The organism is uncultured Marixanthomonas sp. (assembly GCF_963974425.1).
GTDB lineage: Bacteria > Bacteroidota > Bacteroidia > Flavobacteriales > Flavobacteriaceae > Marixanthomonas.
The window spans coordinates 13,482-29,783 of the sequence record NZ_CAXBCK010000006.1 but is presented as its reverse complement, the minus strand read 5'-3'; the positions used below and the strand labels follow the sequence as shown (position 1 = coordinate 29,783).

Annotated in this window: 13 protein-coding genes; 3 read left to right on the top strand and 10 right to left on the bottom strand. The window is 34.4% G+C overall.

Annotation, left to right across the window (positions count from 1 at the left end; translation table 11 throughout):
• Window positions 1-9: 9 nt before the first annotated feature.
• The 3 genes from AACZ92_RS02615 to AACZ92_RS02605 are packed head-to-tail and all read right to left on the bottom strand — an operon-like array spanning window position 10 to window position 2,664.
• Complete coding sequence (locus tag AACZ92_RS02615) at window positions 10-1,497, bottom strand: hypothetical protein (protein ID WP_339696804.1); 1,488 nt, start codon at window positions 1,495-1,497, stop codon at window positions 10-12.
• A gap of 60 nt (window positions 1,498-1,557) precedes the next feature.
• Window positions 1,558-2,073: an outer membrane beta-barrel protein gene (locus tag AACZ92_RS02610; RefSeq protein ID WP_339696802.1), complete on the bottom strand. Its 516-nt coding sequence runs from the start codon at window positions 2,071-2,073 to the stop codon at window positions 1,558-1,560.
• Window positions 2,074-2,103: 30 nt separating this feature from the next.
• Window positions 2,104-2,664 carry a hypothetical protein gene (locus AACZ92_RS02605; RefSeq protein ID WP_339696799.1) on the bottom strand — a complete coding sequence of 187 codons (561 nt, stop codon included), beginning with the start codon at window positions 2,662-2,664 and terminating at the stop codon, window positions 2,104-2,106.
• 317 nt (window positions 2,665-2,981) lie between these two features.
• Here AACZ92_RS02605 and AACZ92_RS02600 point away from each other — a divergent pair, with 317 nt between their 5' ends.
• Genes AACZ92_RS02600 through AACZ92_RS02590 form a run of 3 tightly spaced genes read left to right on the top strand, consistent with a single transcriptional unit; the run spans window position 2,982 to window position 7,310 of the window.
• The gene (locus AACZ92_RS02600; protein WP_339696797.1) at window positions 2,982-3,527 is read left to right on the top strand and encodes a sigma-70 family RNA polymerase sigma factor; all 546 of its coding nucleotides are present in this window, start codon (window positions 2,982-2,984) and stop codon (window positions 3,525-3,527) included.
• On the top strand, window positions 3,520-4,230 hold the full coding sequence (locus tag AACZ92_RS02595; protein ID WP_339696794.1) for a hypothetical protein: 711 nt from the start codon (window positions 3,520-3,522) through the stop codon (window positions 4,228-4,230). The genes AACZ92_RS02600 and AACZ92_RS02595 overlap by 8 nt, the downstream gene beginning before the upstream one ends.
• 47 nt (window positions 4,231-4,277) lie before the next feature.
• Complete coding sequence (locus AACZ92_RS02590; RefSeq protein ID WP_339696792.1) at window positions 4,278-7,310, top strand: CHAT domain-containing tetratricopeptide repeat protein; 3,033 nt, start codon at window positions 4,278-4,280, stop codon at window positions 7,308-7,310.
• A 1,502-nt stretch (window positions 7,311-8,812) separates the two neighbouring features.
• Here the strand turns inward: AACZ92_RS02590 and AACZ92_RS02585 are convergent.
• The 7 genes from AACZ92_RS02585 to AACZ92_RS02555 form a co-directional block, all read right to left on the bottom strand.
• The gene (locus AACZ92_RS02585; RefSeq protein WP_339696789.1) at window positions 8,813-9,796 is read right to left on the bottom strand and encodes a glyceraldehyde 3-phosphate dehydrogenase NAD-binding domain-containing protein; all 984 of its coding nucleotides are present in this window, start codon (window positions 9,794-9,796) and stop codon (window positions 8,813-8,815) included.
• A gap of 182 nt (window positions 9,797-9,978) precedes the next feature.
• Window positions 9,979-10,647 (bottom strand): bifunctional 4-hydroxy-2-oxoglutarate aldolase/2-dehydro-3-deoxy-phosphogluconate aldolase, encoded by a 669-nt coding sequence (locus tag AACZ92_RS02580; protein ID WP_339696787.1) that lies wholly within the window; start codon window positions 10,645-10,647, stop codon window positions 9,979-9,981.
• Between the two features lie 11 nt (window positions 10,648-10,658).
• A complete protein-coding gene (locus tag AACZ92_RS02575; RefSeq protein WP_339696784.1) occupies window positions 10,659-11,681 on the bottom strand; it encodes a sugar kinase in 1,023 nt (340 codons plus the stop codon).
• A 60-nt stretch (window positions 11,682-11,741) separates the two neighbouring features.
• On the bottom strand, window positions 11,742-12,506 hold the full coding sequence (locus tag AACZ92_RS02570) for an SDR family NAD(P)-dependent oxidoreductase (protein ID WP_339696781.1): 765 nt from the start codon (window positions 12,504-12,506) through the stop codon (window positions 11,742-11,744).
• A 35-nt stretch (window positions 12,507-12,541) separates the two neighbouring features.
• On the bottom strand, window positions 12,542-13,810 hold the full coding sequence (locus AACZ92_RS02565; protein ID WP_339696778.1) for an MFS transporter: 1,269 nt from the start codon (window positions 13,808-13,810) through the stop codon (window positions 12,542-12,544).
• Between the two features lie 203 nt (window positions 13,811-14,013).
• Complete coding sequence (locus AACZ92_RS02560) at window positions 14,014-14,721, bottom strand: FadR/GntR family transcriptional regulator (protein WP_339696776.1); 708 nt, start codon at window positions 14,719-14,721, stop codon at window positions 14,014-14,016.
• A gap of 257 nt (window positions 14,722-14,978) precedes the next feature.
• Window positions 14,979-16,292 (bottom strand): RagB/SusD family nutrient uptake outer membrane protein, encoded by a 1,314-nt coding sequence (locus tag AACZ92_RS02555; protein ID WP_339696774.1) that lies wholly within the window; start codon window positions 16,290-16,292, stop codon window positions 14,979-14,981.
• Window positions 16,293-16,302 lie beyond the last annotated feature (10 nt).

The window sequence follows — 16,302 nt, the reverse complement described above, 5'->3', positions numbered from 1 at the left end:
TTTAATTATTTAATCATGACACATATAGCCACCGTTTACATTTACTAAGGTATTATCACCTTCAGTAAGGTTTGGATTAGTTGGTCCATACCGGTTATATAATGCACAAGCATCAATATCTTTAAAAGTTGTGTTTGTAACACTTAACACTGGATCTACCCACATTTCAATAGCACCACCAGCTCCTGCACCGCCAGCATACTCAATTAAAACGTTATCTATTTTATTTTGAACAGAGGTAGTGCGGCGAACGGAAATTGTGCTCCAAGCACCAGATACTTTAGTGACTCCTGTAAAAGTTATCGGTTTTGCTTCTGTTCCCACGGCAATGATGGCACTTCCTTCATCAAACAGTTTATCAATTTCAATACCTTTTGTATCTTCAAATTCAATAATAACCCCCGGTTCGATGGTAAATTTTGCGCCATCTATAATTACTAGATCGCTTGCCATTCTATAGGGTACTCCTAAATTATTCCAAGTTTGAGATTCGTTAATAGATTGCACACCAGTACCAGTTAATCTTATGACATCAGTATTATTTCCTGTAAAATCGCCTCCGGAAATATTGCTGGCTACAATAGGAATGGTATAAATTGGTATATCTGTATTTGTGATCGTACAATTATTAATTTCGACATTATAATTATAAGCTGTGGCCGCTATACCATTATTTAATCCGTTCTTTATGCTTACATTATTTAATCTAAAATATGCTTCAGATGCTAAAATTAAACTGGCTGGCTCACTATTACTGGTCAAACCACCATCACCTGCATATTCAATATTTACATACTCAAATTGATTTTTTACACTTTCACTGCTAGAGAGTATTCCTTTCCAAGCTCCTTTTATCTTTGTAGTTGCACTTAATATTATGGGGTCATTTTGGGTTCCAACAGCATTCAATGATCCATCGTCTCTAATTTTCATTCCTGCTCCATCAGCAAACTCAATAACTACTCCTGGTTCAATTTCTAGGTCTAATTCTACCGAAGTTACGCAGTCAATAATATAATCTACATCGCTGTTTCTATTCTCAAGTAGAGTAATAGCATCAGCATTGTTCCTTTGAAATGAGTCACAACTCAATACAATAGGAGCTGGCTGGTCCAAAGTTACAAATGAGGCTACGTTGCTCAATGTCTCTCCTTGATTACCATCTTTAGCCTTGACCGCCCAATAGTAGGTCTCACCAGCATTTAAATTATCCTGTAGCGTGTAAGTAATGTCACTTAAATCTGAAGCAACCACTGTAGTTGGCGGGTTTTCAGTATCAAGATATACATCATAACTCACGGCATCACCATCAGGATCTATTGCAGGTTCCCACGAAAAAGTGGGGTTTAAATCTACATCGGTGGCGCCATCAGGCACTGTTATTAGGTTAAAACTGTCAGGCGACTGATTACCTGAGTTTGGATTATCATCGTCTTTACTACACGAGAATACACTTATTACCAAAAGGGCTAAAAGTGTTGATTTTAAGATTTTCATAAATATAATTTTAAAGTTTTAATTGTTTTTAGGGGAGTTAAACGATCCTAATTTTGTTGATTAAATACTGAATTTAACACCGGCTGACAGTACAAGCTGTCCCCCGTCTATGATAACATATTTCAATTCTGCGAATGGCATGATGCTACTCCCTAAATCTAGGTTAGCTCCAGCACCGACGTTAAGTCCAAACCGTCCATCTGAAGCATTACTAGAAAAGTTGCCAAATTCACCAAAATCAATATCTGCATCTACACTAACGTTGGTGTAGTTAAGCCCTCCCAAGCCATATAGCTGAAAGCCTTCGTCCTGCATGAAATAATAATTTACATTTCCATTCACTTCCCACCAGTTTACCGTAATAAAGCTTTCTTCCTTAGGCAAGTAATAGATAAAACTTGGTGAAACACTAAGGTTGTCAAGCACACCAAATTCTGCATTGGCGCCAATCCCTAGGTTTTCAATTTCGGTACCGTAGGCAAGTTCAGCACCAATACGGGTGTCGATTTGTGCTTGTGAGACCATAAAGCCTGCAAAAAATAATACAGTAGCGATAATTAATTTTTTTGTTTTCATAATAGTTTGTTATTTAGTTTAAAAATTGAGTTATAGTTTCTCGGCAAAAAGTTTGGCCACTTTTATAGACTTAGTTTTATTAGAACCTACATTGGCAGAGGTTTTTGCTTTTACATGAATTAAATTCCCATTTTTTAAAAAGGTAATTTGACCCATTTTTTGGCTCCACGTTGCCATTTCGCCCACGTTATTTATGGTCTTGCCATCCTTATAGACAGAGATGGATTGCTCGTATAATTTCTTATTTACGTTTATGGCCCAAACAATGCTCATTTCGGCAGGGCGATCAGCCATACGGTCATTAAAAACTTTATGAGGAAAGCTTATGGATTCCCATTTGTAATAACAAACAGGGTATGTGGTGCTTTTTTTTATCTTGTTTGTTTCAACATCAGCAGGGATATCCAATGCAATTTTTATTTCAGAGTCAGTCAACAATTGGCACGGTGACTGTTCGGTGCTTTTATGTGAAGACATTTCGACCTCTTCAGAAGAAGATTTGTCTGAATTTTTACACGCTACAATAGATAGTAAGATAGCGAAAAGGAGAATTGACTTTTTCCTTGCTTTGTGTTTATACGGGTATGTCATAATTTCGATTTGTTTTATTTGGTGTTGGGTAATTTTTAGGCTTCATATTATTTAGTTTGTTAAAAATTAGTGTTGTAGTCATTAAACTATAGGCTACTTCCTATTCGATTTTCAACCCTCTACCAATTAATACAGCAAAAAAAGAGAAGTAAACATTTTTGGTAAAAATTGTTGGAATAAAGACTTATAACACTACTAATAAGTAAGTTGAACTTAAAAAAAAATAGTAGCAAATACATTTTACTAAGTTGCCTCATTATATCAGATGTAAAAAGTTTAACTTTGTTTTTGTTTACTTTTCAACCTACTTAGTATTAATGATTGAAGACCAGTATTTAATAAAGCAACTCAAACAAAAAGACTTAAAAGCCTTAGACAAGGTTTACCTTACATATAAAGAAGAGTTTTTCTTGTTTGCCAAGGGGTTTTCCATTTCAGAAGAAGATATAGAAGATGTGTATCAAGAAACTGTTATTAGTTTTTATGAAAACATCCAAAAAGGAAAGTTGAACCAATTGACTAGCTCCTTAAAAACGTACTTGTTTGCTATCGGGAAGTTTAAAATTTACAAGCAAGCAAAAAAAAATAAGGTAAGCTACGAGGATGAATTAGTTATTCATGCAGACGAAGAAATACAAACCTTTGAAATAGCGCTAAGTAATGAACGCCAAAAGGTTTTAAAAAAAGCATTTAACAGTTTAGGAAAGAAATGTAAAAAAGTACTGGAGCTGTTTTTTTACGAAGGCTTGACGCTGGATGAAATACAAAATTACTTGAAATACAGCTCTAAAGATGTATTGAAAAGCCAAAAATCAAGATGTTTAAAACATTTAAAAGAACTTGTGGAAAAGAGGTATGAATAAGGAAGAATTAATAGCGCATTATTTTAACGGACAGATTTCAAAAGAGGGCTTTTTACAGTTAAAAACCTTACTGGAAGAAGACAATGCGTTTAAGAAAGATTTTTACGCGCAGCTAGAAGTTCAACAAACTATCGGCCAAGAAAAAAACGCTCCCTTAAAAGAGCGATTTAACCAGCTGAACCAGAAGTCTATCCCCAAAACCAAGTGGTATCTTTATGCAGCGGCCATAACCATCCTTATTGTTATTGGTTCTTTTTTTTACAATTCGCAACCGGATTATCAAGATTTGTACGCCAATAACTTTGAAGCGTACCCCAATGTAATAGCTCCTACAGTTCGTGGTACTGAAGCTCCCAAAGAAAGTAAGGTGGCTTTGGCTTTTCAGTATTATGACAACGAGAACTATGCTAAAGCTGCCGAGCTGTTTAAAACATTATATAAAGAAACTGGTGAAGATTATGCTTTTTTTTACCAGTCGGTAAGTTTAATGGCAGTAGGAAAAACCAGCAAAGCTATAACCACCTTAGAGCAACATAACTGGAATGAGCCAAAAGACTACCAAACCATTACACAATGGTATGTAGGCCTAGGTTATTTGAAACTGAAAAATAAGGAAAAAGCCAAATTACATTTAAAAAATGTAAAGGTTTCGGGTAAACCCCTTGCTAAACAAGCAAAAGAAATCCTACAAAAAATAGAATAACATCGTCTTTTTTTTACCTTTGGGTATACTAATTATGGTGCCCCATTATGAAAAAAATTACGTTACTCCTTTTACTTTTCTTTTCTTTTCAGTCGTTATTTGCTCAAAACCCCAAAAATAAGAAGGCAGAACTGCTTTTTTCCAATGAAGCTTATGCCGAAACTATATCTGTTCGGAAAGAAATTCTGAAATCCATTGACGACAAAGATTCAGATGCCTATAAAAGACAACTTTATAAAATAAAAATCACAGAATCCTACCTTACTTCCGATTATACTGAGATGTTGAGCTTGGTGGAAGAGGCTATCGAAGTGTTTAACGACATAGAAAAACCATCAGCCCTAGAAAAGATCGAAATAAATATTGAATATTTCAATGTGCTGATACCCACTGGGAATTTGAAAAAAGCATGGCAAGTGGCTTCAGAAGCCTATGATTTTACACTCACTCAACATATTGACGAAAAATATGGAGCACAACTAGCCAAAATCTTTCAAGGCCTTGGAAATATTAAATGGTTTATGCAAGAATGGGAAACCGCAATTCCATATTTCAAAAAAGCTATTGAAAAAACCACAGAGGTCTATGGTTATTATTCGGTAGAAACTGCAAAAAACTGTAGGTTGCTTTCTACTTTATACACTTTCACCTCCGATTTTAATACCGGTTTAGATTACGGGCTTAAGGCACAGGAAATTTACGAGAAAGTTCGACCCGAAGACAAATTTCTGTTGTTCCAGCAATATGCAAATAATTTATCTGGTTTTAAGCAATATGGCGACATGGAAAAGACCGAAGAATTGTTAGAGAAATTAACAGCATATTTCAATAAGAATAAAACCTACCTTGTTAATTACGAGCATCAAGATTTTCCAAACTTGAACGCTGCCAAATGCATTTATTTATACCGGAAATTGGAATATGCCACCGCACGGAAAGATTTTAATGAAGCCGAACAGGTCTATGCCCGTTTTCAAAGGGAAGTTATGCCGAAAGAGCTCCAACCTTATTCTGCTAGAGAACGAAATACCCTTTCAAAATTCAGTCTAGAAACCGGCTCACTTTTCCACCGTTCAGGGAATTACAGGAAAGGGAAAAAATATTATTCTAATGCCCTAAAGTTTTCCCAAAGCATCAACTATAATTTCGGCGTGTTACAAGCCTATTGGATTTTGAGTACGGCTGCAGCTGACAATCAAAAATGGGATGATGTTATTCAGTATGTAGATCTAGCTTTTGAAAACCCTGAAATTGAAAAATTCAATCAATCTATGACGATGCGCAAGAACTTAGGGCATGCATATTTTGGGAAAGAAAATTACGACAAAGCTTTTGCTGTTTTCAACAAAGTATTGAAGCATTATTTTTCTGAAGATGAAGAAATTAACAATTTCCATGCCATTCAAAACCTTAATGAAATTGCAGGGGTTTATTTGAAAATGCACCAAAAGCAATCGGACAGTAAATATTTGGAAGAGGCTTACAAAGCCTATCATCTTTCTTCGGTGATATTCTCACGGCTCTATCGGGGAGGCAAATTTAATGACCGATTGGCGACTTATCAGGGTCAAATAAACGAAGGTATGCTTTTATGTGCTACTATGCTGGATGAACATTTTCAAGAAACCGCCGAGCGGGTGGAAATTAATAACTCAGATTTGCTTTGGTCACGGTTTTTAAACAATCAAAAGGGTTTAGGAATAGAAGGTACAAGGCTTCAGGCTAAAATAGATTCGCTAATCACAGAAAAGAAAAAAACCGAATTCGCAGCTGAAAAAAATTCGGGGGCAACAGTAGATTCTTTGGAAATAAAATTGGGGAAACTCACCGATGCAATTACTGCAGGACAAACAAAAATAGAGAAAAACCATCCCTCTTTTTATGAATTTTCACAGAAGGGTTTTGATTTAAAAAGTCTACAAAGTCAAATTGGAGAAAACGAATTGATTCTCCGTTATATAGTAACAGATTCAATGGTCTTTGGATATAGCATTACAAAAAACGACCTATTACTGCATCGCCTGCCAATTGACAAAGTAGAATTACGAAAATCCATTGACGATTACCTTTCAGATCTCAAAAACCGTAAAATTTCCTATCTCGAAAAATCAAAAAAGTTATTTGCGTCTTTGATTGAGCCAATGTCTGTCGAAAAATTTGAAAAACTAGCTATTATCAATGATGGGTTTTTAGGCTACCTTCCTTTTGAAACCTTAATCAATGAAAACAAAAGCTTTTTGTTGGAAAACTATCAAATAAGTTATTCTTCTTCCCTGAAACTTTGGAGCATCCAAAACGAAAACAATGAAGATTCCTCGACCGAATTTACAGCCTTTTCACCAAAATATGAAATGTCATTCGCTGCGAATACTGAAGACAAAACCATCAAAGAACTAGTCCGAGAAGGAAATTACGAGCTGTTGGGCGCGGAAAGAGAAGCAAAAACAATAAATGCGCTTTTTGACGGAACGCTTTTTTCGGCGGATGAAGCAACAAAAACCAACTTTGTATCAAATGCATCAAGCTATGATGTAATACATTTAGCGATGCACGCAGTCTTGGACGAGAACAATCCCGACAAGTCCAGCCTCATTTTTAAGGACAATGAAAAGCTTTACCTTCCTGAGTTTTATAAGATGAAAATTCCCGCACAACTCGCTGTTTTAAGTGCTTGCAACACGGGCATTGGCGAAATAAAAAGAGGTGAAGGAATACAAAGTCTTTCAAGAGCATTTACATATGCTGGGGTAAAAAGTACGGTCATGAGCCTATGGCCTGCGCCCGATCGAGAAACTCCAGAAATCATGGTGTCCTTTTATAAAAACCTCAAGCAAGGACAAAGTAAGGCCCAAGCACTTCAACAAGCTAAATTAGGCTACCTGAAAAACACGAAAACCGAAAAACTGCAACATCCTTTCTATTGGGCAGGGTTTGTACTTTCAGGAGACAATGCTCCCATTCATTTTTCAGAGCCATTTTGGACACAAACAATTTTAGTTATGGCATTACTATTAATATTGGTGATTCTATTAGTTATTATCCTTTTTAGAAAAAGGAATTTTTTTTCTAATTCTTTATAAATGGGCATAGTAAAAATTATTATTTAACCATATAACACATTTCATTATCTTTAAACGTATTACTATAGACCGTTTACTTAATACGTTAATATTTTTGTTTATAAAAATGGAAATAATAATAATCAGTTGAATAATATATGAGATTTTTTTACTATTAATAAAAAATAAAATTTCAATATGCGTTAATAGGGGTAATCACAAGTAAAAATTCTTTTAGGAGTTTTTAGTAGAATTATTTAACTATAGTTCAATTAGTTGCATTTAGGTGTGCTATAAAATTAACCTTCAATTATATTGCCATAAATTAGTTGAGCTTGTAATAGTCCATTTAACGGTGTATTTATTCTTTACTTGGATCATATTATATAATTTATCCAAGGAGAGTTTATTTTGATTTAGTGTTTTTGACGCAAATCCATTGCTAATAACAGGTCTTCACAGGCTGTTTGACGCAAATACATAAAATTAAATATCATATCTAACTCTTAAACATTTGAAAATCAGAATGATAAATATTAAGTAAAACTTGTAACATCGCGTAGCGTGTTACCCTCTTGCTACACCATTTTGTCCGGCTAATGGACAAAAATTTCGTACAACTTTGCCAAGCATTAATTGCTTTTTTTTGAAATATTACATTTTAAAAAATAAATTTTTAGATGGATGGAGTAATCAGCGAAAGTCAAAATTGTACGACTATCTATTTATTTTTGGTACAACTGATTGCATTAATATTAATATCAAATTTTAGATAGCTTTCTTTCTTTTAAAAGTAGAAGGTATTTTTAGTGATTTACTTATTGTATCTAGAGCGTTTGCCTTTTTTTGTTTAGTTCTGCTTCCTTTTAAATGTTTTTGTAAAGACTTCATAATACACCATTTTAGATTTACTTCCCGTAGCGCCTTCACGTTACCTTTTTTTGTTGCTGATACGTATTCAATATTTTGGATTGAAGAGGACTTATAAAAAGGGAACTTGTGACCGGCTTTATGCAGTCCGGTCAATTCCAAAATATTGGTGTTTTGCTATCAAAAAAAGAAAGGAATCTGACGACAATGGGATGGTTTTAAATGTTTTTGACAGGTAATTAATATGATAAATATTTTTTTTAATTTAATCTATCTTAAAATATAGGGGTTTTATATATACTTATAAGTAAAAAATATTAAATTTGAAATTGCGTAGAGAACTGCAAAAGTTATTGTTGTGTTTAGTAAAATATGTCCGATTCGGTGACCTTTGAAATAATGTGAAGTCCAATTTATTGGTTAACAAGGTGTTATAGATTAGGGTTGAATCCTCTCATCCCGACAAAAGAGATTGTCTAATAATGATAATCTCTTTTTTTCTATTCTTGGCGTAAAAACTATTTAATGAATTTCTTTTTTATTCTACTAAAAAAGGACTCAAACTCTTCTGTTTTTAAATGTCCCTACTTAGTTGACATCGAAGTAATTTAAAGTGAGCTTCTATACTGTTTAACCTTTAAGCACTAAATAAATTATATTTCTTGAACTAAACGAATCATTTGATTAGTAAACCCCCATTCATTATCATACCATGCCATAACTTTAACTAAGTCTCCATCAACCACTTTGGTCATTTGCAAGTCTACTGTCGCGGCAAATGGACTTTTAATAATATCACTAGACACTACAGGGTCTGAAGTAACGGCAATTACTTCATCATACCTTTTCGTTTTTGACTCTTCCCTTAATATTGAATTTATTTCAGAAAGTGATGTTGGTCTTTCCGTTATAAAAGTAATATCAGAGATTGAGCCCACTGGAACGGGAACCCTAATGGCGACACCATCAAATTTACCTTCATATTTAGGGATTACTTTAGTAGTTGCAATTGCTGCTCCAGTGGTAGATGGAGCAAGGTTTACTCCAGCAGCTCTTCCCATTCTAAAATTCTTATTTGAAGGTCCGTCAACAAGTGACTGAGAAGTAGTATATGCATGAATGGTATTAAGAATTGCTTTTTTAATACCAACACGGCGTCCTAGAATTTCTATAATCGGACTGGTATTATTTGTAGTACAACTTGCGCAAGAAAAAACAGTCATTTTATCCTTACTATTATTTACTCCATGAACAACCATGGGGGTATCTTTTGTAGGGCCTGAAATTATAACAAATTTGGCTCCTGCTTGAATATGTTTTTGTGCATCCTTCATATTTGTGAAAAAGCCAGTACTTTCTATTGTTACATCCACATTAAGGGCTGCCCAAGGTAATAATTCAGGTTCTTTAATTGATGTGTATTTAATTTTTACCCCATCAACAATGAGGTGGTCGGTATCGTGCGTAATCGTTTTATTATAGGTGCCATACACACTATCATATTTTAAAGCATACGCTGCATTTTCGATGCTCATTAAATCGTTTATAGCTATCACTTCTAAATCTGTAGTACTTCCGATTACTTTAAATGCTGCTCGACCTATTCTGCCAAAACCATTTATTGCTACTTTCTTCATTATTTTAATTTTTTAATTGTTTAGATAGTTTTCAATGTGATTATTTAATAACTAGTTGTGAAAGCATAACACTCGTTTAATTCTTAAGTTTTATAAAATTGTAAGAACTTTAAAGTAAAATTTACTAAAACCCCCACTTCAATAGGATATTTCTTCTAGATAAATAGTTGTTTTTCTTAGTATTATTTTTTCAAATCTGAAATTATTTCTAAGGATAGTTTAGTGAGTTTTTCAATACGAGATACATCATAATTTCCTTGAGCGTCCTTACTAATTAATTTTGAACCCATCCCCACACAGGTGGCGCCAGCTTTAAACCAACCTTCTAAGTTCTCACGAGTAGGGGAGACCCCTCCTGTAGGCATAATACTGGTCCATTGACACGGACCTTTAATCGCTTTTACAAATTTGGGACCATATACGCTTCCAGGAAATAACTTAACAATTTCACAGCCAAGCTCTTCAGCTTTTGCAATTTCGGTTAAGGAACCACAACCGGGGGACCACAATACTTTTCTTCGGTTGCAAACTAAAGCTATATCTTCTCTTAAAACTGGTGTTACAATAAAGTTTGCGCCTAATGCTAAGTACCGTGATGCTGATGAGCCATCGGTTATTGAGCCAACGCCTAAAATCATTCCAGGTAGCTTTGCTATTGCATATTTATTCAATTCACTGAAAATATCTTCAGCAAAGTCACCTCTAGCGGTAAACTCGAACAATCTTGCTCCACCACTATATAAAGCATCTAGTATTTTTTTACAAATTGAAATATCATTGTTGTAGAACAGCGGGACTAACCCCGTTTTATTCATGGTATTTGCAACTTCAATTCTTGAGTATTGTGCCATTAAATTTTCGTTTATCTTGAAACTTCCCCAAAAGCGTCTCCGCTTAATAGTTTTTCAATTTCTTTAAGGGTAATTAAATTACAATCGCCAGATATAGTATGTTTTAAACAACAAGCAGCAACAGCAATGTTTAATGCCTTTTGTTTATCGTTACTGTCTTTAAGTATTCCGTAGATTAATCCGCCCATAAATGCATCGCCACTTCCAACCCTGTCAACTACAGGCGTTACTTCTTTTACATCTGCACTATACAAGGTTTTACGATCGTATAAAACTCCTCCTATTCTTTGATGCGAAGCACTCACAGAATATCTTATTGTGGTAGCTACAATTTTTAAATTAGGACATAATTTAAAAATTTGATCGTATAAAATAGGTAATGTTGTTTCGTTTTGATAGTTAGGGCTTGCTTGTTCTTTTCCTAACATAAATAACGCGGTATCAATGTCTCCTGAAATAATGTTGCTATATTTTAAAAGTTCTGGCATTACTTCACTTGGCTCCTTGCCATATTGCCATAATTTGGATCTATAATTTAGATCTGAAGAAATTGTAATTCCTAATTTATGTGCAACTTTTAATGCTTCTAAACAAACTTCGGCAGCAGTTTCTGAAATAGCGGGAGTAATTCCGCTCCAATGAAACCATTTTACATCTTTTAATACTGACTCCCAGTCAATAGATCCTACTGTAATTGTTGCCATAGAACTATTTGCTCTATCATACACTACATTACTACTACGAGTTCCTGCACCAGTTTCAAAATAATAGATGCCTAGTCTATCTCCTCCATATAAAACATTTTTAGATTCCACATTAAATTTGCGCATCTCTTTTAAGGCGCAAGCTCCAATTTCATTATCGGGTAATCTAGTAACAAATTCAACGGGAACTCCATAGTTTGCTAAGGATACTGCAACGTTAAACTCTCCACCTCCATAGGAGGCTGCAAATGTTTTTGCTTGAGAAAACCTTAAATGACGCTCTGTTGAGAGTCTTAACATAATTTCACCAAATGTGACAACTTTATTCATCGTTTGAATTTAATTACTGAATTTACACTAGTTGAATAGTTTTATAACTTAACCTGTTTTTTAAATCCCCAGCGCTTGTCCACCACCAACTTGAATGGTTTCAGCTGTTAAAAATGCAGCATCTTTACTTGCAAGAAATGAAACTACAGAAGCTACATCTTCTGGCTGACCTAAACGACCCAACATTATATTATTTGCCCAAGAAGCAAAAACCTCTGGTTTTGTTGCTTTAATTTGAGCATGAAATGGAGTATCAATCGTGCCGGGAGATACTGCATTTACTCTAATACTATATTCCGCTAGGTCTTTTGCAAGTGCTCTTGTTATAGCGTGTACACCAGCTTTAGATGTTCCGTAAATTCCTGCTCCTGGTCCTCCAGCGGTCCATCCTGCATTTGAGGTATAGTTAATAATAGAAGCGTGTTCGCCTTTTTTAAGGTATGGTATTGCTGCCCTGGAAGCAAAAAATACAGAATCGAGGTTTAATGCCATTACGGATCTGTAAAAATCAGTTGTCATATCTTCAAACCTGGATCTACCTCCTAAACCACCTGCATTATTAACAAGAACATCAATTTTACCGTACTTTTTTCCGATTGCATGTATGTTAGATGTTACAGATTCTTCGCTTGTAACGTCGAATCCATAATATTCGGCATTGATTCCATCTTCTTTAAGTTCTTTTACTCTTTTGTCACCTGCTTCATTATCGATACCATTTATTACTACTGTGTAACCATCATTGCCTAACCTTTTAGCTACGGCAAAACCAATACCTCCTGTGGCTCCTGTTACTACTGCTATTTTTTCTTTTAAGTTACTCATAATACATTAATTTAGTTTTTATTAATTTTTCTTTTTTATTCTTCAATATCTATAGGCTCAATTTTTTTGACCAATATTAAAATGGATAGTACTGCTAATGGGGCTAGCACCGCAAGGATAATAAATGCTGGGGTGTATGATTCTGTTGTAATTATAGGTATTAGCCAATTCATAATTATAACTGATACGGCTCCAATACTTCCTGCTAAACCGGCTAAAGTTCCAACAGATTTACCACTTAAGAGATCACTTGGAATTGTTTGGATATTACTAATTGAAAATTGGAAGCCAAATAAGACCACAAAAACAAAAGACACAAATTTTAATGGGGTGTCTGCGAAAAAGATAGCGCCAATGATTGAAATGAATATAATGATAGCCCCAATAGTTATCGTTTTTTTTCTGCTATAATCTACCGTCTTTCTTTTAATAAGTCTTTGTGCATACCATCCACCCGCGAGGCTTCCTATCATAGCTCCTACATAAGGAAACCAGGCGTAATAGCCAATTTCCTTTACATTGAAATTAAACTCTTTAAAAAGATAGATAGGCATCCAGAATACAAATAACCACCAGATAGGCTCAATGAAAAGTCTTGAGATAATTACCCCCCAGGATTCTCTTTTAGATAAAATTTTTCTCACACTTAGTCCTTTTCCGGCTACTTCGTTTTGTCTGCTTATATGCCTACCAGCTACAATATGGTTTCGTTCTTTATCTGTAATCCAAGGGTGGAGGAGTGGTATTTTTTTGTTTATTATTGACCAAGGGATTATCCACAGAAACCCAAGTAAACCAATGATTACAAAGGTTAATTTCCATCCATAGGCTCCAAATAGTTCTGCAATTGTAGGGGCAGCAACAATAGATCCTATTCCTGCTCCAGCATTAAAAATACCTTGAGCTAAAGCTCGTTCTTGTATAGGAAACCATTCGGCGTTATTTTTTACGGCGCCAGGCCAATTTCCTGCTTCACCTAATCCCAAAAGTCCTCGAAATATACCAAGTGAAGCGGCACTTTTAGCAAAGAAGTGAAGTGCAGAAGCAAGAGACCAAAGTGCAATGGATAATATAAATCCAATTTTTGTACCCACTTTATCATAGACTTTTCCTGAGATGAATTTACCTGCGGCATAGGTTGCTGTAAATATGTTTATAACCCACGCATAATCTGCTTCTGTTAAACCTAAATCTTTACTCATTTTAGGCCACATTATACCTAAGGCCGACCTGTCTATATAATTTATAATTGTGGCGAGGCAAACAAGCCCAATAATCCACCATCTAAGTCCTTTTATTTTCATGCTTTTTTATTTCAGTTACATCCATATTCTTAGAATAAGGCGTGTAGTTTCTATTCCAACCTATTTAAGTAGGTTGAAAAGGTTTTATAATTAATAAGTAGAAAAGCTTAATATCGTGTAGAAATAATCTTTAACATGAATATTAACTCCCTCCAATTTATATTTTGATTTTTAGATACAAGCGTGCAACATAGTATCTAACATTACATTTCTACATTGTAGCAGTATTTATAAAGTTCTCCAAAATGTTCTTTCATTCTTTTTTTAGCTAATTGAGGATTACCTTCCTTTATTGCTTCATAAATTAGCCTATGTTCTTCAATTCCTAGATAAGCAAGCTCTTTATCACAGACATGGTACTTTTTAAAATTGGTTATAATTTCTGGGGTAATAATTAACATAAAAGTATTCATGGTAGTGTTTCCACTAGCTTTGGCTATGGCTAAATGAAATAATAGATCTTCTTGAACCGCATCTTCACCTTTTTCAACTTTAGTTGCATATGCATCTAATGTTTCTTTCATTGCTATTATGTCTTCCTCGGTTCTACGTATTGCAGCCAGTCTTGAGGTCTTCAATTCTAAAAGTATTCTTGTTTCAACGAGCGATTTAAAGTCGGGATCTTCTAAACGTAATATGTCATCGATCATTCCGTTCATTGCAATTACACCAATGTTAGCAATAAAAGTCCCACTTTGTGGAATAGACTTTAATAACCCATATAATTCTAACTTTTGAATTGAGTTACGAATAATACTTCTTGTAACTCCAAATTTCTCTGATAACATTCTTTCAGAGGGTAACTTATCTCCAGGTTCTAAATTTTTGTGATTTATAAGCTCCCTTATTTTAACAATCACTTCCTTTTGAAGTATGTGATTTTCATTTGTAGTATGGATTTTTACTTTCATAAAACTATATATTCAATAATTGGTTAACCAGACTAATATGATTTAAAGTTAAATAATTCAATACGATCCTAAGGTTAACATTCATTCTTTTTAAATATTTAAAATATAACTAAATATCTGTTAATTATATTCTTACTACAATTTTAATTCTAATTGGGATGTTTTGATGCTTTTAGTTATTATCTAGTTATAATACTATATAAACTCACTTACTCACATCAAAACTCACAACAATATTCATATTTATCCAAGTATTATTAATAGCCTGGATTTTGAGTAATTACTCCATCACTAGCAAGGATTTCTGAAATTGGAATTGGAAACAAATAGTAATTAGGGTTAATCGTTTCTCCTATTTCAGCTTCAGCAGTACCTGTTCTGACCAAATCAAACCATCTTTGTCCTTCAAAGGCCAACTCTAATCTTCTTTCGTCATAAATAGCCTGTCTAATTAAAGCTTGAGTATTAATAACAGTGTGATCCAATGGAGCTAATCCAGCCCTAGTTCGTATAGGATCTAAAAGATCAAGTACATTCTCAGGGGAGGCTCCATTTTCATTCAATGTTTCTGCGTATAAGAGGATAACATCTGCTAATCTTAATTCTATCCAGTCGTGATCTGGACCTCCCACTTGAGGGTATTTTGGAGATCTTGCGTTTACCTCATCTATATTTACTGCTCTTCTTAAATCACCAGGACTTGCATCAAAAGCAGTAATTAAACTTGCATCTAATGGTCTAGGAGATTTTGTGTCATTTCCTAAATACCACGACCAAAAGTCTGAAAAACCATACTCATCTTCTAAAGAACTAGATATTTGGGTGGCAAAAATAATTTCAGAATTTAAGTCAGTTACAAAAATGTCTGCATAGTTTTCTAGTAAACTAACGTCTCCAGCCGCAGCTCCGTTTACAGCATCAGCTAGATGTGGTTGCGCACTACCAAAATTGCCCATATGCACATAGACTTTACCTAATAAACTTTGCGCCGCAAGTTTTGATGCTCTACCATTTGTATTTGTAATATTTAAAAGACTAATTGCATCTTGTAAATCTGGAATGATTACATTGTTATATACTTCTGCAGCTGGTTGTCTTGTTAAATCAAACGTAGGGATGTCGCCAATATCTGGTGAAGTTAGAATTATAGTAACATCACCAAATACTTGTACTAGTTTAAAGTAGGATAGCGCTCTTAAAAATTTAGCTTCACCTATTTGACTAGTATTTGTTGAATTTTCAATTACGTTATTGGCACTTAATACTGATCTATATAAAGCCGTGTAGAAGGGGCCAAAATATTGATCTTCCATTGCTGTTAAACCAGGTCCGTACGTATCAAATTCAGTATAGGGAGATTCTAACATTAAAGCATTATCTGCTCTAAAGTCGCCCATCACTGCCATTGGTGTAACAGCACCAAGTTGATAATAATATGCGGCACTTAAAACTCCCTCAAAATCTGTCAATGAATCTGAACTAGCAATATTTGGTGGAGATTCATCTAAATCTGTGCTACATGATAGTGTTAAAAATAATGATCCTAAAAATAATATATATATATGTTTCATTTTTTCTTAC

Coding starts and splice junctions, on each gene's coding strand:
- AACZ92_RS02590 (WP_339696792.1), top strand. CDS start 4,278: ATGAAAAAAATTACGTTACTCCTTTTACTTTTCTTTTCTTTTCAGTCG.
- AACZ92_RS02570 (WP_339696781.1), bottom strand. CDS start 12,506: ATGAGTAACTTAAAAGAAAAAATAGCAGTAGTAACAGGAGCCACAGGA.
- AACZ92_RS02605 (WP_339696799.1), bottom strand. CDS start 2,664: ATGACATACCCGTATAAACACAAAGCAAGGAAAAAGTCAATTCTCCTT.
- AACZ92_RS02560 (WP_339696776.1), bottom strand. CDS start 14,721: ATGAAAGTAAAAATCCATACTACAAATGAAAATCACATACTTCAAAAG.
- AACZ92_RS02595 (WP_339696794.1), top strand. CDS start 3,520: ATGAATAAGGAAGAATTAATAGCGCATTATTTTAACGGACAGATTTCA.
- AACZ92_RS02580 (WP_339696787.1), bottom strand. CDS start 10,647: ATGGCACAATACTCAAGAATTGAAGTTGCAAATACCATGAATAAAACG.
- AACZ92_RS02585 (WP_339696789.1), bottom strand. CDS start 9,796: ATGAAGAAAGTAGCAATAAATGGTTTTGGCAGAATAGGTCGAGCAGCA.
- AACZ92_RS02555 (WP_339696774.1), bottom strand. CDS start 16,292: ATGAAACATATATATATATTATTTTTAGGATCATTATTTTTAACACTA.
- AACZ92_RS02610 (WP_339696802.1), bottom strand. CDS start 2,073: ATGAAAACAAAAAAATTAATTATCGCTACTGTATTATTTTTTGCAGGC.
- AACZ92_RS02600 (WP_339696797.1), top strand. CDS start 2,982: ATGATTGAAGACCAGTATTTAATAAAGCAACTCAAACAAAAAGACTTA.
- AACZ92_RS02615 (WP_339696804.1), bottom strand. CDS start 1,497: ATGAAAATCTTAAAATCAACACTTTTAGCCCTTTTGGTAATAAGTGTA.
- AACZ92_RS02575 (WP_339696784.1), bottom strand. CDS start 11,681: ATGAATAAAGTTGTCACATTTGGTGAAATTATGTTAAGACTCTCAACA.
- AACZ92_RS02565 (WP_339696778.1), bottom strand. CDS start 13,810: ATGAAAATAAAAGGACTTAGATGGTGGATTATTGGGCTTGTTTGCCTC.